Genomic DNA, 26,131 nt, shown 5'->3' with positions numbered 1-26,131 from the left:
TTAAAATTAAAGTATAAATATACAAATTATTTCCTTTAAAAACAAGAATTTAATCTTATGACCACAATATTAGTAGTAGATGATATAGAACCCAATATTAAGTTACTAACAGCCAAACTTTTAAAAGAGTATTATACGGTTCTTACTGCAAATAGCGGTAAAAAAGCACTAGCAATTCTTAAAAAGGGAAAAATTGATATTATACTACTTGATGTTATGATGCCGGAAATGGATGGATTTGAGGTATGTAAAACAATAAAAACCGATCCGGAAACTACTCATATACCGGTTGTAATGGTAACTGCACTTTCCGATATTGATGATCGAGTTAAAGGTCTGGAGGCAGGAGCTGATGAGTTTTTAACAAAACCGATTAACGATACTGCCCTATTTGTAAGACTTAAATCGCTATCTAGAATGAAAAGCTTAATTGATGAGTTAAAGCTTCGTAATAGCACTAATGCATTATTAGGCGTAACAAATATCGCAATACATGACACTTGTGTAGATAAAAAAATATTACTAATTAATGATGATGTGGTACAAGCCAAAAATATAAAACAAATATTACTTAAGCTTACCCAAAACGTAAAGGTAATAAGTAATTCCGATGAATTAGATATTATAAATGAATATACCCCCGATTTAGTAATTATCAGTAGTACGCTCGAAAATGACGATCCTTTGAGGATCAGTGTTATTTTAAGAGGTAAAGCAGAAATAAGCGGCGTAGTAATAATTTTACAAATTGATGAAGACGGTATGCCTTTGGTTGTGAAAGGTATTGAACTCGGTATTAATGATTATTTCGTTTATCCTATAGAGGAAAGCGAATTGCTTGCTAGAATTAGAACACAATTAAGACGTAAGCAATATCAAGATAATTTACGTAATGATCTTGAACAAAGTGTCAATTTAGCAGCTAAAGACGGTCTAACCGGCTTATTTAATCGTCGCTATTTTGATATACATCTCAAACAAATGATTGAGAAAACTAATAAAGAAAGTATTAAATTATATTTACTTATGTGCGATATCGACAATTTTAAACATATAAACGATACTTACGGTCATCAAGCAGGCGATAAGGTTTTAACAATTGTATCCCATATTTTGAAGAATACTCTCAGAGTCACAGACTTAATAGCAAGATTCGGCGGTGAAGAATTTACTATACTCTTAACGGATATAGATATTTCTAAAGCAATTGAAACTGCGGAGAGAGTGAGAGTTAAAATAGAATATATGAATTTTCACATTGAAGATCAAATTGAACCTTTAAAAACAACTATTTCAATCGGAGTTACGAAATATAAAAAAGAAGAATCAATAGAATCTTTCATTGAACGTGCTGACAAAGCTATGTATGAAGCTAAAACAACGGGTAAAAATAAAGTAGTAAAATTATAATTGATTTTTTAAAGTAAAAAAATAATGAGCAATTCTTCCAAAAAACATCTTGATTTACCATATAGACCAGGGGTCGGCATGATGATATTAAATGCCGATAACCATATATTCGTCGGTAAAAGAATAGATACAAAAATATCTGCATGGCAAATGCCGCAAGGTGGGATAGTTCCCGGCGAAACACCAAGTATTGCAGCAATGCGTGAGATGTTAGAAGAAATAGGCAGCGATAAAGGATATATTATTGCCGAAAGCAAATTCTGGTATAGTTATGATGTACCAAGCTTTTTAATACCTAAACTGTGGAACGGTAATTTTCGTGGACAAAAACAACGCTGGTTTTTAATTAGGTTTACCGGAAATAACGAAGATATTAATATAAATACCTCTAATCCGGAATTTGACCAATGGCGTTGGACATCACTTGATGAACTCTTATCTATTATAATACCGTTTAAACGTAAACTTTACCAAGCCGTCGTAAAAGAATTTGAATCATTAATTCAGTAAAAATTTTATATATATAGTACTTGTGAGCAGCACTATTTACCTCTTTATCACCTTCATTCAATTCATTCATCTATAGCACTAAATAATGAAATATCCATATCATTGCCTAAAGTAAATACAGCACACTCATTTGTTCCTCTAAACAATAAACTAATATCTTTATCGCAACTAGATTCAATCATATAATATGTACTATTATTCTTTATTAGGTTATAATTATTATCACCGATTATATGTGCAGTAAATGCATTTGCTAGATTAGATATAGTTATATTAGCAATAAAATCTTTTACTTCTCTTATATAAAATAAGTTTATAATAAAATTACTTATGAATTTATATCTTCAAACACAAATTTTAGCTCTCTAACCAATCCACATAAAAACATATTTTTTATCAGCAATATGTACAAAGGTATGATCAGGATGCTCATCTAAAAAATATGGAGGTATTAGAAAAAGGTTTTAAATGTACAGAATATACCTTATTTCTATCAAGACTTTGGTCATAACTATTTTCACTAGAATCAGCTGGTATTAAATTTGGTAATAAGATAAGTCTACAAAAATAACCGATTAAATTAACTATATTTGGTAAAAATTTAATATGATAATTTGGCATAACGTTACTTTATGTTTATTATAACATGTCTTATTATTAAATATTATTAAGATTATTATTATAATTCAATTAATTTAATAAGAAACCATTGTTTAGCTGTTGATACTTGTGTGATTTTTGCTATTATTCTTTTCACTTAAGTAATTCAACTTGAAAATAATTAGATTTTACTTTCTATCTTTGCAGCCAATATAAAGTCGTTTTCCATAAGACCGTCGATTTTATTAGTCCATATTTCCACACTACATGCTCCCCAAGATATACTTAAATCGGGATGATGTTCTTCCTGCTCTGCAATGTCATTTATCTTATTTGCAAAAGCTTTTATAAAATTAGAAAATTTATATTTTTTATAAAGAGGCCCTAATGCATTCACTTGCCACGCACTTTGTAATTGAACTAATAACTTATCAATTTCTTTTTTCTCAAGTGACGGAACTCCACCCTCACATGGTACGCATCTTTTCTCACTTAATACTGTCATAGTTTTTTTCTATATCAAAGTTAAAATATTGATCTTTATAAGGCTCATCTGCAAGTTCATAATGCCACCACTCAATTTTACATGCTTTAAAATTATGTTTTTGCATCTTAGAACGTAAATAATTACGTTTTGCTAAATATTGCTTTATCAATTAATTTACTGTCATGAGGTAAAGCTTCATCAAATAAGTCAAAAGAAGTATACATGTCTACCGTATTGTCATCTAAAGAGATTATAACACGCGCGTCTTTCAGCTTTCTCTTAATAATGACTTCAGGATTATTATTAACTGCCTTCTGAAGCTTTATTATTGATCAATCTACAGGCTCCTACTATGACTAGATCTTTCAGCTATATAACCTAATATAAAACATTTAGACTTATCTATATATGGGTAAAAACTTTCCTTATTTTTTTGATCAATATTATCTTTGCTCCATCTTAAAAAATGTTGTACAGCTTTTTGTGGTCTATATGCATATAATCAGTGAATAACCATCGTTTTGTATATCAGCTTGTACTGCTTTAAGAGCCTTAACAGCTTCTATGGTTAAAATTGCTTCCGGTGCTTTATAACCATCTACCTTTTTACCAACAAAATTTTCATCTGAATAATAATGCATATTTTGAATAATTGTAGGGTCGATATCTTTCAGATGCACGAACCCTTTAAGTAAAGATTTAGCATATATTGGAAGAAAGCTCATAAATATAAAAACTAAACTTGTTAAAATCAATTTCATAAAATGCTAGGCTTTGTAAAGGTTTCTAATTGATTTGTTATTTTGAGATATTTTTTAGTGCAAATCAAATCGTTTTAGAGATCTTCACAGAACCTAATATAAAATAGACTCCTTGCATAATCTCTTTCTAAAGGTAATTTGTATGTCGATCCGGTACTCGAATCCTTACATAGATTTAGCTACGCTCCGGTTCTATGTTCCGTGCCTCCTTCAAATTCCTCTTTATAAAATAGGTTATGCAAGAAGTCTAATATTTATCTTATACAAAATTTTATTAAAAACTATGGGACTGTTAACAGTACTATAGTAAACTCACCCCCATTTTGTGACAGGCACGAAGGTAGAGCCTATATATATAATAGACGAGAGGATGAACAACGAAGCACAAAGTTCAAATCAGTTTACTATAAAACTGTCAAAAAGACGGATGAATGGTAGCGAGGGAGGGATTTGAACCCCCGACACACGGATTATGATTCCGTCGCTCTAACCAGCTGAGCTACCCCGCCAGGGGAAAAGTGTTTATATAATTTGTTAAGAAGTGTTATTCTAGATAAAAGCGGTTGCATGGCTTGGAAAATGTACTTAGTGTCATACCGTGGCTTGACCACGGTATCCAAAAAAAATAACTTAAAATACTAATTAATTTAAATATTTTAAGCTGGATTCCACGATCAAGTCGCGGGATGACAATAAAAAAATTGATCCATGCAACAATTGACTATTGACTAGCAACTTCTCAAATTTTATCTTAACGTTTAGAGAATTGTGTTTTCTTACGTGCTTTACGTTGTCCGTATTTCTTACGCTCTACTACCCTAGAATCACGTGTTAAAAGACCGCCTTTACGCAAAATAGCATGAAAATCCGGAGCAGCTTTATCTAAAGCTTTAGAAATTCCATGTAAAATAGCACCTTTCTGTCCTGAAATTCCTCCACCTCTAACAGTACAAATTACATCATACTGATCAATAGTTTTTGTTAAGACAAACGGCTGTAAGATAGTTTTCATATAAGTTTCAGAAGGAAAATACTGGGCTATTGTTTTTTTATTAACAACTATTTTTCCTTTTCCTACTTTAAGCCATACTCGTGCTATAGCATTTTTTCTTTTACCTGTAGCATAAAACTTGCCTAAATTATCTATTTTTTCTTTAGGAGTTTTTAATACTAAAGGTTCTTTAGTTAACTGCTTCTCTACTTTTTCTGTTTTAATTTTTAACTCGGGCATATTCTATTACTTTTTATTTTTTGGATTTTGGCTTGCAAAATCATAAACAGTAGGTTGCTGTGCCATATGAGGATGATCACCATTTGCATAAACATACAAATTACTCATTTGCTTAGCACCTAAAGCATTTCTTGTAATCATTCTTTTTACAGCCATTTTAATAACTCTCTCAGGGTGTTTACCACTTAAGATTTACCTGCCGTAGTATCTTTTATCCCACCTGGAAATCCTGTATATCTGTAATATATTTTTCCGTCTTTGGGATTTGCTTTTTTACCTGTTAATTTTACATGCTCCGCATTTATTATGATTATATTATCACCACAATCTAAATGAGGTGTAAAGCTAGGCTTATGCTTACCGCGTAGCATATTAGCAACTCTGCTAGCGAGTCGTCCTAGTACAATATTTTTTGCGTCTATGACCCACCATTTCTTTTCAATTTCCGATGGCTTTGCCGAGTAAGTTTTCACAATAGTATCTTTTTAATTAGAATTTAAAATTAAAGAATCAAGCAACATATTTAATAGCATTAATACCCGCTATCTGTCAAGCTAAATATAATTTATTTACTTCCGAATATTATTTTTCTATCGGTAGAAAAATATAAATTATTATTTGCTCTTAGCCCATAATAACGAATATTTTTTATAATTTTGACAATATGAGGTATCCTGTTTAATCCATTATTATCAACATCAAAACTATATAAAACACCGTTAACGGAAATAACATTTAAACTTCGCTTATTGTTATTATTAACTCCAACAAAAGGTACTAAAAAAGCAGCAGATTTTAGTTTCTTAGGATCTTGTCCATCATTCAAATCAGCTACAAACTTTACTTTCCCTGTTTCAAGATTAAATGCTGCTATTTGTCTAGCATTATTTGTTACAAATAGGCTATTACCTATTAAAGACATTGATTGAATATCCTCGGCATTTACCTGCCAAATCACACTGCCGGTTGCTACATTAAGCTTAATAAGCTTACCAAGACCGGTTGCTATATACAGATTCATATTATCATGAACGGGAGTACATAAAATACTTGATTCGTCAAAATTCGGTATAGCTGTACGATCATTAAGATTTGCAAACTCAAAATTCCATTTTACTTCACCGTTTGTTATATTTAAGGCAAGTATTTGCCCGGAATTATAAGTTACTATTACATTGTCATACTGTACTATCGGCGTCATAAAATAACTAGCCGACAAAACTTCCGCTAGGCTTTCATGTTCCCATACGGTTTTTAAAGTTTCTGCATTTAAAGCAATAGTTTGATTACTGATAGTTTGCACTAAGACAGTATTATCATTGAGCACAATAGGCTTAATTCTAATAATATCCGGAAGTTCTTTTCTAATTATTTCATAACCTGATTTTGCATCTAACACTACTAACAACCTTGAACCGTATGTTACGTATAATTTTCCGTTATGGTGTAAAATTCCGCCACCTATATAATTATCTTTTTTATGTCTACTTAAATTATAAGACCAAATAATCTTATTTTTCTCTATAGAAAATGCAGAAATATTCGATCTAATATCCAATGCATAAATCATATCGCCTATAAAAACCGGCTCGGTAATCGTTTTACTTCTAGCGAAACTATACTGTTTATTCTTAAGCATATTTGCATTAAATGCATATATATTTGCATTAGAATCTAAATATATAGGCTCATGAGTCTGAATTGCTAATTTAGGAGTCAACTCAACAATATTTTTTACCCTTTTTGGTCCAAGCCCGTTACATGAAATTAAAATAAACGGTAATAACAGAAGTGCTATTTTTTTTGTCATATTTTTCCTTAAGTACGAATTATTATTTATTTAAATTTACAAGCAATGCTTTAGCCTGATCTTTTATTAGATCAGATACATTATTTGAAATTAATAAATTTTTTAGATTTTTTTCTGCTTGCGGTTTCATATTATTCTTAATATCCCACATAGCTTTTATAATAGTTGCTGTAGCCCAAAAAGGTTTTTTCTCATCATCAAAATAGTTTAAATATTTGGTCAATTTCTCTTTATCTTGAATATCTAGATTGTGATCATCAATAACAAGACTACACCATGAAATACGTGCATAAGAAGTAGAAATTTCGGAATATTCTTTATTTTCAATAATTTTATTAAGCAGGTCTTTCGCTTCTGAATATTTTTTTTCTGAAATCTTTATGGCTACTTGTTCTAATGCAGCTATTTCTTTGATTTTAGTATTACTAGTAGTAACTAAATTCTCTAAAGTATTAAAAGCTAATTCTTCATTATCTTTTGTTGTTTCCAAACCAACAGTCTTAACAAGAATATCTCCGTTTTTTTGGTTATTTTTAATTCTTTTATCTTATTATTATTAATAACAACCATTATAGTAATAGCTATTATAGAAATGATTATTATTATAGGTAAAAGCTTTTTGAAAAAAATTAACCTTTTTTCTTCATTTTGATCACTCAGTACTTCATCCAAAATATCAGTCATATTTTATTATTTTTATTTATTTTTACAGCCAAATTTAATCTTAGCATCTTCTGCCATTTTCTTGGATGCAGCAGTTCTATTAGTTGGAAATTCCTTATCAAACTTAGCAAGCATATTACATGCTTCCTGAGTTTTTTTTAGTTCGCCTAAGGAAAGTGCTAACTTCAATAACCCATCAGAAGATTTTGCCCCTTTCGGTAACTCTTTATAGCCTTTTAAATAGTTAACCGCTGCCCCGTTATAGTCTTTTTGTTTAAAAAAGCATTCCCCATACCAGAAATAAGCATTACTAATTAGCGAACTGTTAGGATATTTCTGGATAAAATTTTTAAGCTTATCTTTTGCTTCAGTAAGTTTATTATCTTTATAAGCAGCAAGAGCCAAATCGTAGGCTTGCTTATCAGGAGCTATATCCTTATTAACCGCAATAGATTTTTTAGGCGCATTATCTGGCATATCTTTAAGCAAAGCTATATCAAAAACATCTTGTTTTTTTGAATCACCGGCTTCTAAAACTTCAGTATTTTCTTCTTGATTTAAAATATTTGAGTTCTGCGTTAGCATATCAATTTTATGCTGTAAAACCTCAACTTTACCGATTAGCCTTCTGATTTCTTGTTCCTGTTCATCTAGTCTATTTTCAAAATCATTATTTGCTACATATTTTAAAGGCTTTCCTTTAATAGTTTCGCTTTCTCCGAAAGAAAACATAGAAAATAAAAAAGTAAATAATAAGACAATCAGTTTCATATATTTTTTAAAAATTTATAATTTTTTTATAATACCGAAATTTTTTTAATATTCCACACAATTTTTTATATTTCAATACTACCGTCATATGTAAAAGTTATTGTTATGGTGGTACCTTCATTTATCTTACTTTGCAAATCAAATTTACCGTTCATAAGTTCAACCAGCTTTTTAGTAAGCGGCAACCCAAGACCGGTACCTTCATATTTTCTACTAAGCTCACTATCAATTTGACCAAACGCCGATAAAGTTTTTGGGATATCTTTTTCCTCAATACCGATACCGGTATCTATAACTTTTATATATACTAATTTTGCTAACTCATCTTTTTCAAGTGCAATAGTAACACTGCCTCCGGAATTTGTAAATTTCACGGCATTTGATAAAAGATTTAAGAATACTTGTTTTAGCCTTTTTGGATCAGCCTTTATAACCACATGCTCTTTCGGTAATCTACTAATTAAAGCCACTTCGGCTTGATCGGCACGAGGCTTAACAAGTATCAGCGAAGAACTAATTAATTTATTTAAATCAAGATCTATACTATCTACTTTTAATTTATCGGCAGAAGCTTTAGAAAGATCTAAAATATCATTAATCATACTAAGCAAATGCTTACCAGCATCATTTATATCTTTAATATAATTTTTACTTTTTTCTGCATCTCTTTCCGACATAAGAATTTCAGAAAAGCCTATTATAGCATTAAGCGGTGTACGCAATTCATGACTAATATTAGCAAAAAACTTTGTATTTGAAGAGCTGGTTTTTTCTAATTTTAATATTTGAGCTTTTAAATTTCTATTTGTTTCAAGCTGCTCCTCAATAATTTGTCTAGCATAGTTAGTATTACTAATAATTATAGTGCAGAATATTATAAAAATAATGATAAAAGTTATAAAAACCTTTTGCTCAAGAGAGGTTATATTTTGCCATTGGCTGGTAATATTAGTGTTAATCTCAAATACTGCATCTACGGGAAAATCTAAATTATTATTTATAACAGGGATATAGCTAGTAACAAAAGAAGCCTCTTCCACTGTTAAATCACTTTCATTTTCTATTACTACCCTTGGTAATAATATATGACTTGTAATACCTTCAAAAGCATCTCGAAGCGGAGCTTTTGAAGTAAAGGATTTTAAAAAAAATTTATCGATTTTTGCGGTAACTATTCAACCAAACTATCATCTTTATAATTGTCTACACTATACATATGTAACATATTACTAGTGATGAATTTATTACCTTTGAGATCGTAGAGAGAAATATTAATATTAAGATTGGTGAACCATTGAGCGGTAATCTTTGCAAAATTAATAAAATCTTGATCTTGTAATAGTTTTAAATAATCGAATTTGTGTAATTTACTGATTACGTTCTGATGAGTATTCCAAATATTATCAGTGTAAAGTTCTACAATTTTAGTATGTTCCAAAGCCACTTGTTTTACTATCATTTCTTTTATCATAAAATAACGATAAAACATCATATTTATGACAATATTAAGAAACAATATAATGAATGACAATCTTACTATATACTTATTATGGTTCATTATAAAACCTAGTAGTTATTTTTAACTCAACTGATGTCATCCCTGCGGAAGGCTTGTTCGCATACCAAATCGTCATTGTGAGTGACTAAAAGGAGCGTGGCAATCTCATAAACCAGGGTTCCTGAGATTGCATACGTACAAAACTTACAGTTTTTCCGTAGCTTATGACGAAAAATCTATCCATGCAGCACAACCGAAAATGATATTATCCTCTCTACTTATCTTCTTGTTTAACTCTCTCTTTTGTTTCCAGCTTCTTATTAATAATCAACCCTGTAATTACATCATAAGCACGAGCAAATTGATAATCTTTTTTGTATAATTCCGATAATTCATTCTCTTCTTGTTTATTATTTTTGGCTTTTGTTTCTTTTTTGCTATCTTTGTTTTTAGATGAATTATCTTTGTTTTTTTCATTATCATTCTTCAAATAATTTTTTAAAGAACTCTCAGAAAAACGCTTATCTATTTTTTTCACTTCTGGATACTCAACTTTCGCCGGCTCAATTAAAATATCAGGCTCTATTCCTTCTGCTTGAATAGAACGACCGCTTGGGGTGTAATATTTAGATATAGTCAGTTTTACGGCAGCCCTAGAATTGATTTGCGTTAAAGCCTGAACTGATCCTTTACCGAAAGATTTAGTGCCAAGTATTATTGCTCTTTTATGATCTTGCAAAGCTCCGGCAACTATTTCCGAGGCAGATGCAGAATTACCGTTTATTAAAACTATCATAGGTACTTTGGGAGCTTTTAACGAAAACTCATTTGCTTTAGTTTCGCTATTACTTGATGTAGTTCTACCTTTTGTTGTTACAATTACACCAGAATCAATAAAATAATCACTAACAGCAATAGCTTGATCGAGTATACCTCCGGCATTATTACGTAAATCTAGAATTATACCTTTAAGGTCATCTTTACTCTCAGTTTTTAACTTCTTTACTGCTGCCTTCAGCTCAGAAATTGTTGACTCATTAAAAGTAGTTATACGTATATATGCAATATTATTTTTTTCTAAATGTGCTTTTATCGGCTTGATTTTTACTATTTCGCGAGTAAGCTCTAGCTCTTGCGGTTTTGCCTCTTCTTCCTTAATTATCAACAATTTAACCTTAGTACCAGGCGTACCTCGCATCTCTTTTATAGCTTTATTAGGACCAAGCGTAGAGACTAACTCGTCATTCACGCCTACTATATAATCCCCACCTTTAAGCCCTGCTTTGAAAGCCGGCAAATCGTCAATAGGCGATATTATCTTAATTACTCCACTATCATACATTATTTCAACACCGATTCCGCCAAATTCACCTTTTGTAAAAGTAAAAATATCTTCTAAATCTTCATCGGTATAATAGCTTGAATGAGGATCAAGTGAGTTTAACATACCGTTAATTGCTTCATCTATCATTTTTTGCCTATCGGGTACCTGTACATAAGCCTTTTCGATACGTTCAAATACGTCTTGAAATTGCTTATAAGCTTCCTGATTTGATATTTTATTTTCAGTTTCTTTTTCTCCTTCTGCAAATGCACAAATAGAATTTATAATAAAAAATAGCGTTATAATTAAACGTAATAACATAATACTCCAAATATGTGTGTTTTTTTAAGCAAAGCGTCATTGCGAGGGAAATTACGAAGTAATTTGACGAAGTAATCTCAGGATATTTGACTAGATTACCGCGTCGCCTACGGCTCCTCGCAATAACGATTAAATATCCAGATCACTAATAATTTTATCCATTTTAACTAAAGCCTGTTCATAAATAAATTGAAATCTTTTTTCCGGCTTTTTACCCATTAAATCATCTACTATTTTATCAACATTTTGAAAATCTTCTAAAGTTACCTTTAAAAGCGATCTTTTTTCCGGATGCATAGTAGTTTCCTTTAATTGTGCAGGCATCATTTCACCGAGACCTTTAAACCTACCTACTTCAATTTTAGCTTTACTAGCTTTTAATAATTTATCCGTTAACTTAGCTTTTTCCTCTTCATCGCCTGCATAATAAGTTTTATTAGACTGCGTTAAACGATAAAGCGGAGGCTTAGCTAGATATAAATGCCCCTCTTCTACCAATTTCGGCATTCGTAAAAAAAAGAAAGTCATTAATAGCGAAGCTATATGAGCACCGTCAACATCTGCATCAGTCATAATAATTATTTTTTCGTAACGCAGATTTTCTTTTTTATAATTCTTTAAACTACCGCAGGCAAGCGCTATTTCTAAATCTTGTATTGCTTGATTATTAACGATTTTCTCAAGCGTAGAACTTGCAACATTTAGAACTTTACCCCATAGCGGTAATACTGCTTGCGTTTCTCTATTACGTGCTTGTTTTGCAGAGCCTCCTGCCGAATCACCTTCTACAATAAATAATTCCGTCCCTTCAGGTGAAGTGCGTGTGCAATCGGCAAGTTTACCGGGTAAACGTAATTTTTGAGTGGCATTTTTACGGGAAATATTTTTTTCGTTTTTCTTACTGATTCTAAACTCAGCAATGCTAATTACATGCTCAAGTAAATTAGTAGCTAAAGCTTTATCGCTACTAAGAAAATGGTCAAAATGATCTTTTATTATATTCTCGACCGGTTTACTTACACCGTTTGATACTAATTTTTCCTTAGTTTGTCCTTGAAAAGACGGCTCAGCTATAAAAATAGAAAGTACGACACTTGCGGTTTCTAAAATATCCTCAATAGTTAGATTAGCAGCTTTTTTATTCCCTATCATTGCACCATATGCTTTAAGCCCACGTAAAATAGCCGACTTAAGTCCTTGCTCATGTGTTCCTCCTTGAGGAGTCGGAACAGTATTACAATATGATTGAATAAATGCCGAGCTATCGTTATTTTGCCAACAAATCGCCCATTCAAGTTTTATCCTGTCTGGCGTAGACTCTATATTACCTGCAAAAATTCCCGGAATAACTAAATTATCTAAAGTTATTTTTGAACTTAAATAATCTTTTAAACCGTTCGGGAAACTTATTAATGCCTTTTTAGGTATATCTGACGGTACTTCTACTTCGCATGCCCATTCTATAGTAACACCGCGATATAAATAAGCTTTTGACCTTGCAAGCTCATAAATCTTTTTAGGATTAAAATGTAATTTTTCACTAAAAATTTCCGGATCGGGAGTGAAATTTATTGATGTACCTCTTAGCCTTTTAGATGCTTCTTTACATATTAAATCAGTTAATTTTTCTCCTTTAGAATAACTTTGGCTATATAATTTACCTTGTTTATAAACCTTTATTTCTAAATGTTTAGATAAAGCATTTACTACCGATATTCCAACACCATGCAATCCACCTGCAGTATGATAAACATTATTTGAGAATTTACCTCCTGAATGAAGAGTAGTTAAAATTACTTCTAAAGCTGATTTGTCAGGAAATTTAGGATGATTATCAATAGGGATACCGCGACCGTTATCAAATATAGTAATACTATGATCATGATGCATTTTTATCGTGATGATACTTGCAAAGCCGGCGACTGCTTCATCCATAGCATTATCCAGCACCTCAGATACTAAATGATGCATAGCATTTGAATCGGTACCCCCGATATACATCCCCGGTCTTTTACGAACAGGCTCAAGCCCCTCTAATACTTCAATATCTTTTGCACTATAGTTATTATCGACTAGCTTATTTTTCTTTTCTTTGTTAAAGCTGAATAAATCGCTCATATATTAGAGATTTAATGAATTATTTTCTCTCCTAAATTAAACTATTTAACATAGAAAAGCAATTAAGCTTTAAAGAAATTGTTTGAAAATTCTACGTCATTGCGAGGCAAAACTGTAAGTTTTGACGAAGCAATCGCAGGATTTTTTATACTATTTCATGAAATTGCCACGCTCCTTACAGTCGCTTGCAATGACGATAAAAATAATCTTATCAATATCCCTTAGCTTTGATTAACATACAAGCTATGTTAGCGTTTCCTTGAGCTAATGCAATATCTAATGGATATTGGCACTCATCATTTAGAGTAGAAATTTTAATACCTCGTATGACCAAAAATTTTGCTAAATAGTAATTATCGTTATAAATAGCAGCAGTTAGTAATGTCTCACCGCTTCTACCTTTTTCTTGCAATATAGGATAAACGTCAAGTAACGCACGCAACCCAAAAAGATTGTTTCTATCCACTGCTCTAAAAGCATTCTCTACTGCACTACAATAAGATAGATTGGCATAAATATCTTTCTTTTTATTTATATCATTATCATATTTAATAAAACTCTCTACAACTTTTCTTCTTTCGGCACTTGCTATCCATTCTTCTTTCTTTTGAAACAGCTCTATATATGCATACATATCCATCTGCTCTAAAGTTGCCTGCTCTGTTAGTTTACCAAGAACTATATCATCATCAGGTAAAAGTAACATTTGTGTTTCATCTTTAACAAATTTTGTTACCAACTCCGATGTTTCATTATTTACGTTATTATCTTGTTTTTGAATCGTGACATTTGGAGAGCTTACCGGAGGTGATTTCTCTTGATTATTTGTAGTTTGATTATTATTAATTTGCTTCTCTAAAGGCTGAAATTTCTTCAGCTTCACTACAACAACGGGTATAAGCGGCGTATTCCAATCTTGTTTTTTGGGGACATCTGAAACAGCTACAAATGTCTCTTGCGAGTTATTGAGTTCCGCCGAAGAATCGGTTGTAGGAATTACTTTAGACGGAGTAGTAACGGGTGTATTTGGGCTAGTCGGTGTTATAGGCTGTGTAGAAGGTTGATTTGTAGGCATTACCGAAGGTGCAGGTACATTACTAGGTACTGCCGGAGTTCCTGCAGGAGGTACTGTTGTCGGCATAGTGCTTGATGTAGTATCTTGGGTTACCGGCGGGTTAACCACAGGCGGAGAAACAGCAGGCATATTAGGTATAGAGGGCGGTGCTATCGGTGCTACGCTTTCTTCCTCTTTATTAGCATCAGGAGGGGGATTAAGCGGAATAGGCTTATGCACAGGCGGCAAATTGGTTGGTTTATATATTTGCACCGGTCGCTGCGGAGGCACTACATAACTTCCTGCTTGAGCCGGAGGCATAGATACTATCGGTCTCGATACGTTAGGAGTTATAATATTAGAAGCTAAATTTGTATCATTATGCTCATTAGAAGCAACTTGTGCTTCATGCATTTCATTACTTGTAACACTAGGTAACGTCGCACTACCAATATCTATAAAAGGTTCAGATGCCTCGGCTTCATTAGATTCCTGAATGGCATGATAAGCTAAATTTACACTACTTTCATGACTGGAATTTGCATGAACGTTATCACTTGTAGCACTAGGCAATGCTGTATTACCGACATCTATAAACTGCTCAGCTTGTTCATTGTCATTAGGCTCTTGGGAAGCTAGCTTTGGTTCTTCTTGATGGACTGCTTTAGTTTGTTCATTTGCTTGTTTAGGGGGTATATCTTTCTTTTTTGGTTTACTAAAAAATTGCTTAAATTTATCAAAAAAAGAAACATCGGCACTAGAGCGAACATCCTTATCTTTAGTATCTACTTCAGCAGCCGGTAATGATGGCGGTAAGGGCGGAGGTGAAGCATAACTTTGAACTATCACTAACAATAGATTTATAAAAAATAATATCTTACATAATTTATTTAACATATAATTCCTTATTAAATAATTTATTTGATAGCAGGAGGTTGTTCGATGTCATTCCTGCCGAAGCAGGAATCCAGGGTAAAGCGAGATAAATCGAGCTTTTAATATTAAAACTTACTGTATATATACCTTTTAATTGCTGGATTCCCGCTTTCGCGGGAATGACATAAACAAGCAATACACCTCCCCCGCTTTTAGCTAGCAATGACATTCACTCCCCTACCTCTTACTATTCTGCACCAATTTCTTTATCTCAATCTCTACTAACTCTTTAACAAGTACAGATAGATTTTTATCAAGCCAAGCTTTAAGTTCTGGTTTTAACATCTCAATGACTAATTCTTCAAGTGCATTTTTAGATGAGATATTATTATCCAGCTTTTTATCTTTAATAGTATCGGTAAAATTTTTAAAAATATCACCTACCTCTTCAGCAGATTTAGTTGATATTAACTTTTCTTCTTCATCTTGATTTACTATTTCCGTTAGCTCTAATACATCTTCATCTTCGCTATCATTTTCATGAATAGGATTTTTACGCTCGTTTATTACTCCTTTAATCGATTTTAATATGTCTTCTATCGACATATCTTGGTTCTTTTTATTTTCCTTACTCACGTTAGAAACCTATAAACATTTTCTTTTTAATAGTCTTAAACTCTTCTTCAGGACTAAAATATTTTACTTTAAGTTTTAAACTTTGAGCCGTTAGCTCGCCGGTTAACAATTTCATTTGATATGCCGCAAGTACTGAAGATTTATACGCATCCAGACGAGTTATTTTTGCTTCGTATAATTTTTCTTCGGCAGTTAAAACATCTAATATTGTTTTAGATCCGACTATTTCCTCTTGCACAGTACCGTCATATGATATTTGAGCAGCATCCACTCCTTGATTAGCGGCAACAATACGAGATTTTGCTGCTTCAAATCCCTCCCACACGCTTACAACCCCTGCTTGGGTCTGCTTTATCACACTATCAAGCTGAACTGCACTATTTCTTGTTTGATTTTTAGCCGATCTGATTCTTGAATATTGAGCTCCTCCCTCAGGATAAATAGGGATATTTACCGAAAGAGTAGTAGTATAGCTTCTATTATTTATAGCATTTACATTTCTAGCATTTATATCATCTTGTGGATTGTAGTATGTTCTACCGGATTGCAGTTGCACACTTACTTGCGGTAATAATTTCCCTTTTTCTGCCATTTCTAAAGCTTTAGCAGCAGTTACATTATGCCTTGCCGAATCAATATCAGGATTGAGCTTAGCAGCTCTTCCAGTTAACTCATCTAATGAAGCAGGTAACATTTTAGGTAACTCAGGCATAGTTATATTAGTCGGCTCTATTCCAAATACTCTAATAAAATTTGCTTTTTTTCCTTGAAAATCGGCATAAGCAGCTAGTTTATTCGTTTCTGCTGCTGCAAGCCCCGCTCTTGCGGTTGCTATATCTACTTCCGTTGCTTCTCCAAGTCTTAATTTTTCCTCAACGGTGTTAACTTGTTGTATGTTAGTGCGAACTCTACTTTCAGAAATATCATATTTCGCTTTGCTCTCAAAACAATCAAGATACGCAGTTATTAAATTTAATAATATTTTTTGTTCACCGGCATAATATGCACCCCGTGCAGCTCTAAATCCTGCTTGAGCAGCTTTAAGAGCCGCAACGCTAGAACCACCATTAAATATAGACTGTTGAATTGTTAATGCACCTTGATCACTATCTGTTTCCCTTGGAGTAAAACCAAGCCTATCAGCATATTTTTTATTATATTTAGTCTTATTATGTTGTCTATTAATCTGTAATCCGGCACTAGGCATAAACCCTGAAAAAGCTCGCGGAAACTGCTCAATCGAGTCTAAAAACTTAATTCTAGCAGCTTTCAGCTCCTCATTATTCTTATACCCTTCAGTTAAAGCTCCCTGCAAATCAACTGCTGCAACCGAACTAGTTAGTAATAATGTAACAATAAATGTAGTTAATTTACGCATAAATTTCTTGAATAATTGATAATATGTTAGTTAGATTAGTTTAATCTTTCAAGAATATATCTATATCCTAATAAAACAATATAAATCTATTGTAGCAATGTTAGCACGTAATATAACAAACATTAATCTCAAGGGCAATGATAACTATTTTACATTTTATTTTACGGTTATAAAGCTTAAGATTAATTAATATTTGATAACAAAATAAAATTTTATGTCTATAATTGATTTTTCTAGTTTCAGCGGATTAACTAAAGAACAATAAAGACTTTTAATAACATTAAAAGGTTTTACCAAATCTTTGAAAATGAATGTAAAAGATTTAGAAGATCATTTATTTTATATTTTACAAAATTCTTTAAATAAATTATCTCACACTGAAAATATCGATGTAGCGAAAATAGAAAAACTTTTTAATAGGACAATCCAAGAATATAACTACTTTATCTGAAGCGCTTGAGAAAGCATATCAAGAACAGTTAAAAACAAAAGATATCTTTTTATTTGACAGGATTATTGTAGAAAAATGTTTAAATGTTTTAGAACACATTTTAAAATTTCAGCAAGAATTAGATAAACTCTATCCTGGAGCTTCTAAAAAAATTATAGAATCATTAGACAATATATTAGTCGGGGTTATACGACTCAAATACCGATGCTTGGAATATTTATACAAACAAGCGGAATACTTGAAAAAGCAAATAATCTTATTGACTCTGAAAAAATTATTGCCAAAAATAACAAAATTGCATAATGATATAAAAGAAATAAGGGAAGAAGCTAAATCTCATGAGAAGCTTGAAAACATCTATGAAAAAGCCAAAAAAGTTGCCACAATTTCAGAAATATCAAAAGAACCGACTCGACAAATTATTGAAATAGCAAATAAAAACCCTAATACCAAGCTTCACTAGAGAATGTTGTAAAAGCTGCTAAAGCTATACCAAAAAGCAAAGATGAAGTAGAAGAAAACATAACAGAACTAAAAAGTAATATTGAAAGTGCAATTCCACAAGATATAAATATTGACAAATTAAACTCTGTAAAGAATACTATTTCTGGTAATCTAAATGAAGCTAAAACAGAATTATTAAAAGTATTAAATCCAGAAGCTTCTTGTAGCGAAAAGATAGAATCCTTATGTAAAGCCGCAGAAAAAGCTACGAAAATTGCAAGCGACATAAAAAAATAGTAAGAGTAATACCAGGAAGTCAAGAACTCGGAAATGTTATAAGTCTAACAATAAAAACTAACTTATTACCGCCTCCGGTCTTAGCAATTGCAAAGCTAACTCCTGATATAGCTAACTTAGTTAATATAGGTCAAGCAGTGGTTACTATACTTTCTAAAACACACAACTTAACTCAACAACAAGGAAGAGCAAAATAATGTCTAATTCTAATACTCATATTTTAATTGCCATAAGTTGCTTAGCATTATTATTAATATTTTTAATGTATAAGAAAATAGCAGCACGTAAAAAAAATATATTACCTGCTGAAGGAGGTAATATTGATGATTCGCCAAATGTGGCCCTTAATAGTCAAAAACCAGAAAATAAAACGCTGACATTACAAGAAAGAATAGAACTATCTTGGAAATTCCTTTATAATATCACGGAAGTTATTTTAAATAAATTCTCTAAAGAAGATGTTATTCAAGTGAATAAATGCGGTCAAGTTTTATTTGAAAATGGCGTTAGATATGAACATGTAGTCGATCTTGCAATTCCTCAAGTTAAGTCTCATACTCAAACAGTTGAACAAGAACAATCTAAAGGAAAAAAAGCCTTAGGGTTATAACTCTTTTCTTTGAAAAGTAGTATTTTATACTTTTCTTTAAAGCATGTTTAAAATCAATTATGTTTTTTATCCTTTACTTATATACTAATATAACTATTTAAGAGTTTATTCCTCAATAGTAAGCTTTTTTAGGAATAAACTCCAAGTAAGTTAGATTATAAAAGGCAGCATTCTTAGCTAAATAGACAAATTTTATTTAAACTATGTCTAATATATATCTTGTTACTATATCGTTTAATAAAAGTAAGCAATTCTTATTAAATGATTACGGAAAAGCTTGGCATTTACTTTGTAGTTTTATCGGTTCTTTATACCAAAACGGTAATATATTAAATAATGGAAAATTTTTAGTCCTACAAAAAATAAATTGGTTTTTTATGCAGTAATTCCTAATAAAGATGCTTTGCATGCTTCAAATTTAAGCTATAATGCATTGAAAGATAAAGATTGAATTAGAGCAATTGGCGTAATAATTAGTTATAAAATAACAGCAGACTATGTTAGTGAAACACCTATTGATATTGAAAATGCAAAATTTCTCTATTTATATCCTATTTCATGGTCATGAAGAGCAGCTTGTATTACATACAGATGAGGGGAAATATCTACCTTTATATATAATAAATGAAGACCGATATCTCAGAGGAACAATTACTTCTTGGCAAAATGATTATGCGGCAGCTTACAGCTTATGGCTTTCAAGCTATAAACATTAGAACCTTTAATGGAAAAACAATTAGCAGAATTAGATAGTGATATTTCTATAAAAGGAAGAAAAATGAGTAAGCGAATACAAAAATGTTTAAAAAAGAAAGTTTTTTATCCTATAGCAGCACCGGTATCAGGAAACTCCTATGCACGTTCTAATTATTCAAATTGTCCATCTTGTAAAAAAGATTGGCAATTCAAAACAACATTTCATGAAATATTTGATTATAAATGTAATAAATGCCTTTTATTAGGTTATGAACTTCATAGTTAGCTTTTTGTTGCCTAGAGACACCTTAAATATTCTTAATAACGCCGATTTAAACAAATCCGTTAACTTGATGCTCCCAGAGTTCCTTAAAAGTGCCGTCTTCTACGATCTTGCCTTTATCCATAACAATAATTCTATCCATATGCTTGATAGTAGATAATCTGTAGGCTATAGCAATTATTGTTACATTCTCAATATCAAGCATGGTATTAATAGATTTTTGTACTTCTTGCTCTGTATGGCTATCAAGGCTTGAAGTTGCTTCATCTAAAACCAAAATCGGAGCGTTTTTAAGAATAGCACGGACAATTGCTATACGTTGCCTCTGTCCGCCACTTAGCTTTACTCCTCTCTCACTGACAATGGTGTTATATTTTTCCGGTAAACTTTCAATAAATTCATAGATATTTGCAACTTTGGCGGCATTTTCTATTTCCCAAGGCAAAGCATTCTCTTTTGCATATCCGATATTCTTACCTACTGAGCGATGAAAAAGCATAATATCTTGAGGAATTATGAGGAATTAATAATATCTGCTCCCACAGGCTGTCAGAGGAAATATCGTAAAAATTTTGGTTATCGATTATAATATAGCCAATTCCGGCTTAAAATTTTTCAATAATAATACAATTAAAGTGGATTTACCGCTACCTGCATGCCCGACAATACCCACTTTCTCACCGGCTTTAATATACAAATTAAGAGACTGGAATACACTACTCCCCTCTTTATAAGCAAACGATATATCCTTAAATATAATCTCCCTTTTGAAGATTTTTAATTCAGCAGCATTCTATAGTATCTTGTGGGATTTGCATTATTGTAAAGGCGGAGCGAAATGCTGCTATATCTTCTAAAAAATCTTTAAGTTCCATAGTGGCATGCCACGAATTTTCAGTAACTAAAAAAGTAAGGGACATAATAAAAGCAATATGTACATTATGGTAATAATCATTTACTTTATTTAATTCTCGCTGCTTTGCTGCAAACGAAAAAATAGTAAAGATGTTTATAATACAATCAGCTACCAAGAATCTTGCTTATCTTGCTCCATTTTAGCAAGTTTAGTAAAACACTGTAAAGCAAGCGATAAGTCAATAGCCATAAAGGTACTAATGACAACAAATACTTTAATATTAGTAAGACCCAGTGCAATACTGGAAAGCAAGGTAATTAATAACGGTTTGCTTAATTGATACTCGATTACTTGGTGCATTTTATAATAATTATCACCTATGCCCCGTACTCTTCCAACGATAGAACCGGAAAGGTTATTTTGAAAATAAGTATACGGTAAAACAGTGATTACATATTTTATTCATCATACCTTGAAAGATATGAGGCATTGCTTTAAGTTGTGCAAAGCTATGAGCACGCCAAGCACCATCAAGTATAGCTTGTGCTGAAACCATATTATCGGTTTATAACTTTGAGCAAATATAATCTTTTCATTTTGGGCAAATAAATCAAGCAAAAGCTTTACGGCATAATTATATATAATAGGATGAAAGCCGCTTGCAATAGGCCCAAGCATCATAACAAAATACCAATATTTATACGGCTTTATAACAGACCATAAAAAAGAAACAGGATAAGTTTTGATTTTCATAAGTTGAAAAATATAATTCTTAGATAAAAGCGGCCTTATTACATGGCCCGTTTCATATCATACCTGCGTGCCCTTGTTGCATGACTCTTATGTCATTCCCGCAAAAGGGGGAATCCAGTACCTTAAAGCTTTATTTGAAAAGTAAAATTTATAAAAAAATCTTGGTCTAAAAGATTTTTTTGGAAAGCTCGATTTATCTCGCTTTACCCTGGATTCCTGCCTTCGCGTGAATGACATCGATCCTTAAGTTGTCACCCATGTGCGATCAACGGAATAACATTATTGTAGATAATCTATTAATATATTAGTATCAAAGATAGCTTTCATTCGTTCCACTCATTACGTAATTTAGCCTGATATTCTAAACTATCTAGATTTTTATCTTTCCAGAGTCCAAAAGCGTTTTCAAATGCCTTATTATTGTGATCATTACTAGCAATGTAACTAGTTAAAGCTTGCCCAATAGTTTTATCTCTTGATATTTTTTCTTGGATAGTTTATCTAGAATTTTAATTTGCGAATCAGCTATATTAATAATAGTTCTCACATAATCTCCTTAGGATTTTTTCCTAATTAGGATATCATATCCCTATGATACGTATTATTATCTTATATAATCCTTTAGATTTAAAATCTACAAATATTTCTCATTCTCTTCTTTAACCACAGCTATTAACTGCTTAACAGATAATACTTCTTGGTCAGTAGTTCCGAGCCTTCTAATCACTACTTGTTTATTTTCTTGCTCTTGTTTACCGATTACTGCAATTATCGGTATTTTTTGATTAGAAAACTCACGAATCTTATAGTTAATTTTATCAGGTGAGATATTAAAATCTGTTCTTACCCCGTTATCAATTAAAGCTTTATGCACTTCCAAAGCATAATCGTTCAAATCGCTGGTAATAGTTGCAATAGCAACCTGCACTGGTGCAAGCCAAAGCGGAAACCTACCTGCATATTCTTCGATCAATATACCAATAAAACGCTCAAGTGAGCCAAGAATCGCTCTATGTAGCATTACGGGTCTTTTTTTCTCTCCGCTTGCTGCAACATAGCTAGCGTCTAACCGCTCCGGCAAAACAAAATCCATCTGAAGCGTACCGCATTGCCATTGCCGCCCTATCGCATCGATTAATACAAACTCAAGCTTCGGACCGTAAAATGCCCCCTCGCCCGGGTTTAGTGTATAAGTAAACCCTGCTTGTTCTACTGCTTCTTTTAAAGCATTCTCAGCCTTATCCCAAACTTCATTGCTCCCTGCTCTGATTTCAGGACGATCAGAGAATTTTACCTTTATATCAGTAAAGCCGAAATCCTTATAAACTTCAGTCAGTAATTTACAAAAATTAACCGTTTCATCGGTAATTTGTTCCGCAGCACAAAATATATGTGCATCGTCTTGCACTAAACTCCGCACTCTCATTAAACCGTGCAACGCACCGGATGCCTCATTACGATGGCACAAACCAAACTCCGACATACGAAGAGGTAAATCACGGTAACTCTTGATACCTTGTTTGAAAATCTGCACGTGGCAAGGGCAATTCATCGGCTTCAAAGCTAATGTCTTGTCGTCTGTTTCTAACGCAAACATATCATCACGAAACTTTTCCCAATGTCCTGAAGCCTCCCAAAGGCTTTTATCGACCAAAACAGGAGTCTTAACTTCGGTATAACCGTTTTTACGAATCTTTTTCCTAATATACTGCTCAATGGTATTATATATACTCCAGCCTTTATCATGCCAAAATACCATTCCTTGAGCTTCTTCTTGGAAGTGGAATAAATCAAGCTCACGCCCAAGCTTTCTATGATCACGCTTTTCGGCTTCTTCAAGCATCAAGAGGTAACTATCTAGCTGCTCCTTCGTGGCCCAAGCAGTGCCGTATATACGCTGCAACATCTCATTACGACTATCACCTCGCCAATATGCTCCTGCAACTTTCATCAACTTAAAATACTTAACACCCCCTGTAGAAGGAGCATGTGGGCCTCGGCATAGATCAATAAAATTACCTTGCCTGTATAAAGTAATTGGCTCACCTGCCGGAATTGAATCAATAATTTCGGCTTTATAATGCTCTCCTATCGATTTAAAAAACTCTACGGCTTTATCCCTATCCCATAGCTCTCTTGTTACTTGCTCGTTCTTTTGTGAAAGTTCTTGCATTTTAGCTTCTATAACGGCTAAATCATCAGTGGTAAAAGGTTTATCACGAGCAAAATCGTAATAATAACCGTTTTCAATTGCAGGACCAATCGTTACCTGAGTTTCAGGGAATAGTTCCTTTACTGCTTCTGCTGTTAAATGTGCCGCATCGTGCCTTATTATCTCGAGACATTCAGGATCTTTCGCAGTTAAAATACGAAGCTTGCAATCATTTTCAATTACGATACTTAAGTCTTGAAGCTCACCGTTTATTTCAGCAACCATTGCTGCTTTAGCAAGTGACATTGAAATTGCACTTGCTACTTCATAGGCGGTAATGTTTTTTGCAAATTGTTTTATACTCCCATCGGGAAAGAAAATATTAATCATTCTTTTATAACTTATTTTTTCTTCAAATTTTTTACTTGTAGACCTTATCTCGTAGCTCTTATTTCATTCCTGCAAAAGCAGGAATGACACTTAGACTACTTTCTTTCTTGATCTATCATAGCCATGGCATTCATAAATTCTAATACTCTTGTATCACTAAGGATCTGATCAATAGCTTTATCGTTAAAGGTTAGTCCGACGTCTTTACTTTTTACATCCACGACTAAAGATTCACCGTCTTTTAATTCAGAATTTTTACTAAAAACTTCTATTGCCCTAAAGCCGTATTGCTTTATTACTGAAGATTGTTTTCCTAGATTTAAAGCAAATTCCTTAGAATCTTCTATTTTATTAAGCACCGGTACAATAGCATTATTAGTATAATGCACAAAATTATTTATAACCGCACTCGGATCCGATAATTTTATTACGCTTTCTAGATTCAGAGGATTATCTATAGTAGGCATATCAATATCAATAGCAAAATTAAAATCATCCATTACAAGATTAGTTTTACCGGATAATTTTTTTGCTTCAGGATCAAACTCACCTTTTAAATTAAATTCGGAATTATTTATTTTTGCAAAAACACCCATTACTCTTTCCCCATCTTCTTGAGTAATAGGGCTAGTTAGTTTAAAAATTTTATCTAACTCAGCTCTTTTGTTTAAACCATTACTAAAGTAGCTTCCTAAAGCTTCAGCTGCCGTTTTTTGGTATGTTTCAGAAGGTTCTATAGTAGATTTAATATGTAAAGCAAAATCAAAAATTTTATCTTTTTCTATATTTAATTTATATAAATTACTTTCTACTTTTCCTTTTCTTTCAATATCACAAGCAAATAAAAACGGCTTACCTTTTACTAATTCTCCTAACATCTGCATAAAAATAACAGCATGCATATTCTCATCTTGCTTTTGATCTAGAGAAAAATTTTGAATTAATAATTTCCCAAGCGCTACTAACTCATCACTATATTTTAGTTTTAATTTGGAATTGTAAGAAATAGGTAAATTCAATATATCTAACTTTGTCAAACCATACTCAAAGAAAGCAGTATCAGAGTCATTAGCTATTTGATCTCTCAAAAATTCAAAAATTTTATCATATAAATTTCTTCTGTAATTTTCAGAAATAAAAGAAACAGTATTTTTTCCATCCAAAATTAACAAATTAAGGTTATCCGATGTCTTAGTATTAGTAATTACAGAATTACTAATATCACTCTCTGCTAATTTTTCTGCATCTAGAGAACTATAAAGAGTTGATTTATTGTCACTCAAGCTTAATTTCCAATAATCAGGCTCTCTATTAAACAAAGATTTTCTAAACCAAATTGTTGTATGATGATCAGGTGAGTAAAAAATATTTTTTTCATCTTGAGCGGTAGTAATTTTTACATTATTTCCGTAAGAATCAATTTTTGTAATATTCAAAAACGGTATATGTCTAATAACTATTTCATCAAAATAAAAATCTATAGGTTTTAACATTACTTTATTTAAAGTAACACTAAATCCATATTTATTAACTTTTATTGCATCATAAGTTATATATTCTTCATATTTATCAAGAATAGAGATAATATTTTCTTTACTTTGATGTTCAAATTTATAGGCAGCATATCCCCACCCTACTAGGATTAGAGCTATAAAGCTTATTATAATAAATCGTATTTTCATCTTTTTTACTGTAAAAAATTATTAAAAATCAGAAATGTTGTTCCTGCGTAGACACCTAATCGTCATTGC

At 32.0% G+C, this 26,131-nt stretch carries 20 protein-coding genes, 1 tRNA gene and 10 pseudogenes; 7 read left to right on the top strand and 24 right to left on the bottom strand.

Translation table 11 applies throughout. The annotated features are described in order from the left end of the window. Positions 1-57: 57 nt before the first annotated feature. Positions 58-1,410: a PleD family two-component system response regulator gene (locus tag RAT170B_RS01090; RefSeq protein ID WP_045805369.1), complete on the top strand. Its 1,353-nt coding sequence runs from the start codon at positions 58-60 to the stop codon at positions 1,408-1,410. A gap of 24 nt (positions 1,411-1,434) precedes the next feature. After that, complete coding sequence (locus RAT170B_RS01085; RefSeq protein ID WP_014120608.1) at positions 1,435-1,920, top strand: RNA pyrophosphohydrolase; 486 nt, start codon at positions 1,435-1,437, stop codon at positions 1,918-1,920. A gap of 328 nt (positions 1,921-2,248) precedes the next feature. Here the strand turns inward: RAT170B_RS01085 and RAT170B_RS01075 are convergent. From RAT170B_RS01075 to RAT170B_RS00990, 18 genes and pseudogenes are all read right to left on the bottom strand, one after another. After that, positions 2,249-2,541: pseudogene (locus RAT170B_RS01075) on the bottom strand (hypothetical protein). A gap of 160 nt (positions 2,542-2,701) precedes the next feature. After that, positions 2,702-3,025, bottom strand: coding sequence for a 4a-hydroxytetrahydrobiopterin dehydratase (locus RAT170B_RS01070; protein WP_045805367.1), 324 nt, complete (start codon positions 3,023-3,025; stop codon positions 2,702-2,704). 44 nt (positions 3,026-3,069) lie between these two features. Further along, positions 3,070-3,231: pseudogene (locus RAT170B_RS10210) on the bottom strand (peptidase M15). A 339-nt stretch (positions 3,232-3,570) separates the two neighbouring features. Continuing rightward, positions 3,571-3,768: pseudogene (locus RAT170B_RS01055) on the bottom strand (D-alanyl-D-alanine dipeptidase); the annotation flags it as partial. A 110-nt stretch (positions 3,769-3,878) separates the two neighbouring features. Beyond that, positions 3,879-4,022: pseudogene (locus RAT170B_RS12330) on the bottom strand (palindromic element RPE1 domain-containing protein); the annotation flags it as partial. A 178-nt stretch (positions 4,023-4,200) separates the two neighbouring features. Beyond that, positions 4,201-4,277, bottom strand: a tRNA-Met gene (locus RAT170B_RS01050). A 242-nt stretch (positions 4,278-4,519) separates the two neighbouring features. Continuing rightward, a complete protein-coding gene (gene rpsI, locus RAT170B_RS01045; protein WP_045805365.1) occupies positions 4,520-4,999 on the bottom strand; it encodes a 30S ribosomal protein S9 in 480 nt (159 codons plus the stop codon). Positions 5,000-5,005: 6 nt separating this feature from the next. Then, positions 5,006-5,472: pseudogene (gene rplM / locus RAT170B_RS01040) on the bottom strand (50S ribosomal protein L13). Positions 5,473-5,564: 92 nt separating this feature from the next. Then, a complete protein-coding gene (locus RAT170B_RS01035) occupies positions 5,565-6,809 on the bottom strand; it encodes an outer membrane protein assembly factor BamB (protein WP_045805363.1) in 1,245 nt (414 codons plus the stop codon). Between the two features lie 22 nt (positions 6,810-6,831). After that, positions 6,832-7,493: pseudogene (locus RAT170B_RS01030) on the bottom strand (DUF2659 family protein). 12 nt (positions 7,494-7,505) lie between these two features. Then, a complete protein-coding gene (gene ybgF, locus RAT170B_RS01025; RefSeq protein ID WP_045805362.1) occupies positions 7,506-8,243 on the bottom strand; it encodes a tol-pal system protein YbgF in 738 nt (245 codons plus the stop codon). Between the two features lie 65 nt (positions 8,244-8,308). Next, a pseudogene (locus RAT170B_RS01020) lies at positions 8,309-9,801 on the bottom strand (sensor histidine kinase). A gap of 214 nt (positions 9,802-10,015) precedes the next feature. After that, complete coding sequence (locus RAT170B_RS01015) at positions 10,016-11,386, bottom strand: S41 family peptidase (protein ID WP_045805361.1); 1,371 nt, start codon at positions 11,384-11,386, stop codon at positions 10,016-10,018. Positions 11,387-11,515: 129 nt separating this feature from the next. Continuing rightward, entirely contained in the window at positions 11,516-13,504 is a 1,989-nt protein-coding gene (gene parE, locus RAT170B_RS01010; protein WP_045805360.1) for a DNA topoisomerase IV subunit B, read from the bottom strand. 211 nt (positions 13,505-13,715) lie between these two features. Continuing rightward, positions 13,716-15,455, bottom strand: coding sequence for an ankyrin repeat domain-containing protein (locus tag RAT170B_RS01005; RefSeq protein WP_045805359.1), 1,740 nt, complete (start codon positions 15,453-15,455; stop codon positions 13,716-13,718). Then, on the bottom strand, positions 15,445-15,663 hold the full coding sequence (locus tag RAT170B_RS11000; RefSeq protein ID WP_041404305.1) for a hypothetical protein: 219 nt from the start codon (positions 15,661-15,663) through the stop codon (positions 15,445-15,447). The genes RAT170B_RS01005 and RAT170B_RS11000 overlap by 11 nt, the downstream gene beginning before the upstream one ends. Before the next feature lie 8 nt (positions 15,664-15,671). After that, the gene (locus tag RAT170B_RS00995) at positions 15,672-16,070 is read right to left on the bottom strand and encodes a DUF2497 domain-containing protein (RefSeq protein WP_014014008.1); all 399 of its coding nucleotides are present in this window, start codon (positions 16,068-16,070) and stop codon (positions 15,672-15,674) included. Between the two features lies 1 nt (position 16,071). Further along, positions 16,072-17,448, bottom strand: coding sequence for a TolC family protein (locus RAT170B_RS00990; RefSeq protein ID WP_045805358.1), 1,377 nt, complete (start codon positions 17,446-17,448; stop codon positions 16,072-16,074). A gap of 274 nt (positions 17,449-17,722) precedes the next feature. Between RAT170B_RS00990 and RAT170B_RS11980 the strand changes: the two are divergent. From RAT170B_RS11980 to RAT170B_RS10975, 5 genes and pseudogenes are all read left to right on the top strand, one after another. Beyond that, positions 17,723-18,837, top strand: a pseudogene (locus RAT170B_RS11980) (hypothetical protein). Next, positions 18,837-19,250 (top strand): DUF2660 domain-containing protein, encoded by a 414-nt coding sequence (locus RAT170B_RS00980; protein WP_045805357.1) that lies wholly within the window; start codon positions 18,837-18,839, stop codon positions 19,248-19,250. Before RAT170B_RS11980 ends, RAT170B_RS00980 begins: the two are co-directional and overlap by 1 nt. A gap of 203 nt (positions 19,251-19,453) precedes the next feature. Then, a complete protein-coding gene (locus RAT170B_RS10985) occupies positions 19,454-19,636 on the top strand; it encodes a hypothetical protein (protein ID WP_014014003.1) in 183 nt (60 codons plus the stop codon). A gap of 141 nt (positions 19,637-19,777) precedes the next feature. After that, positions 19,778-19,966, top strand: a complete 189-nt coding sequence (locus tag RAT170B_RS10980) for a hypothetical protein (protein WP_261368620.1) — start codon at positions 19,778-19,780, stop codon at positions 19,964-19,966. Positions 19,967-19,974: 8 nt separating this feature from the next. Continuing rightward, positions 19,975-20,232 (top strand): DUF2310 family Zn-ribbon-containing protein, encoded by a 258-nt coding sequence (locus tag RAT170B_RS10975; RefSeq protein ID WP_045805356.1) that lies wholly within the window; start codon positions 19,975-19,977, stop codon positions 20,230-20,232. A gap of 46 nt (positions 20,233-20,278) precedes the next feature. On the opposite strand, the pseudogene RAT170B_RS00965 reads toward RAT170B_RS10975, so the two are convergent. From RAT170B_RS00965 to RAT170B_RS00935, 6 genes and pseudogenes are all read right to left on the bottom strand, one after another. Continuing rightward, positions 20,279-20,926: pseudogene (locus RAT170B_RS00965) on the bottom strand (ATP-binding cassette domain-containing protein). 85 nt (positions 20,927-21,011) lie between these two features. Beyond that, on the bottom strand, positions 21,012-21,260 hold the full coding sequence (locus RAT170B_RS09500) for a hypothetical protein (protein WP_045805354.1): 249 nt from the start codon (positions 21,258-21,260) through the stop codon (positions 21,012-21,014). Further along, positions 21,254-21,445: a hypothetical protein gene (locus tag RAT170B_RS10970; protein ID WP_045805508.1), complete on the bottom strand. Its 192-nt coding sequence runs from the start codon at positions 21,443-21,445 to the stop codon at positions 21,254-21,256. Before RAT170B_RS10970 ends, RAT170B_RS09500 begins: the two co-directional genes overlap by 7 nt. Before the next feature lie 716 nt (positions 21,446-22,161). Next, positions 22,162-22,385, bottom strand: a pseudogene (locus tag RAT170B_RS10965) (hypothetical protein). An 87-nt stretch (positions 22,386-22,472) separates the two neighbouring features. After that, on the bottom strand, positions 22,473-24,380 hold the full coding sequence (gene thrS, locus RAT170B_RS00940) for a threonine--tRNA ligase (protein ID WP_014013997.1): 1,908 nt from the start codon (positions 24,378-24,380) through the stop codon (positions 22,473-22,475). Positions 24,381-24,475: 95 nt separating this feature from the next. Beyond that, positions 24,476-26,062, bottom strand: a complete 1,587-nt coding sequence (locus RAT170B_RS00935) for a hypothetical protein (protein ID WP_045805353.1) — start codon at positions 26,060-26,062, stop codon at positions 24,476-24,478. Positions 26,063-26,131: the final 69 nt, after the last annotated feature.

The organism is Rickettsia argasii T170-B (genome assembly GCF_000965185.1).
In the GTDB taxonomy this organism is placed as follows: domain Bacteria; phylum Pseudomonadota; class Alphaproteobacteria; order Rickettsiales; family Rickettsiaceae; genus Rickettsia; species Rickettsia rickettsii.
This window is presented reverse-complemented; position numbering and strand designations above follow the sequence as displayed.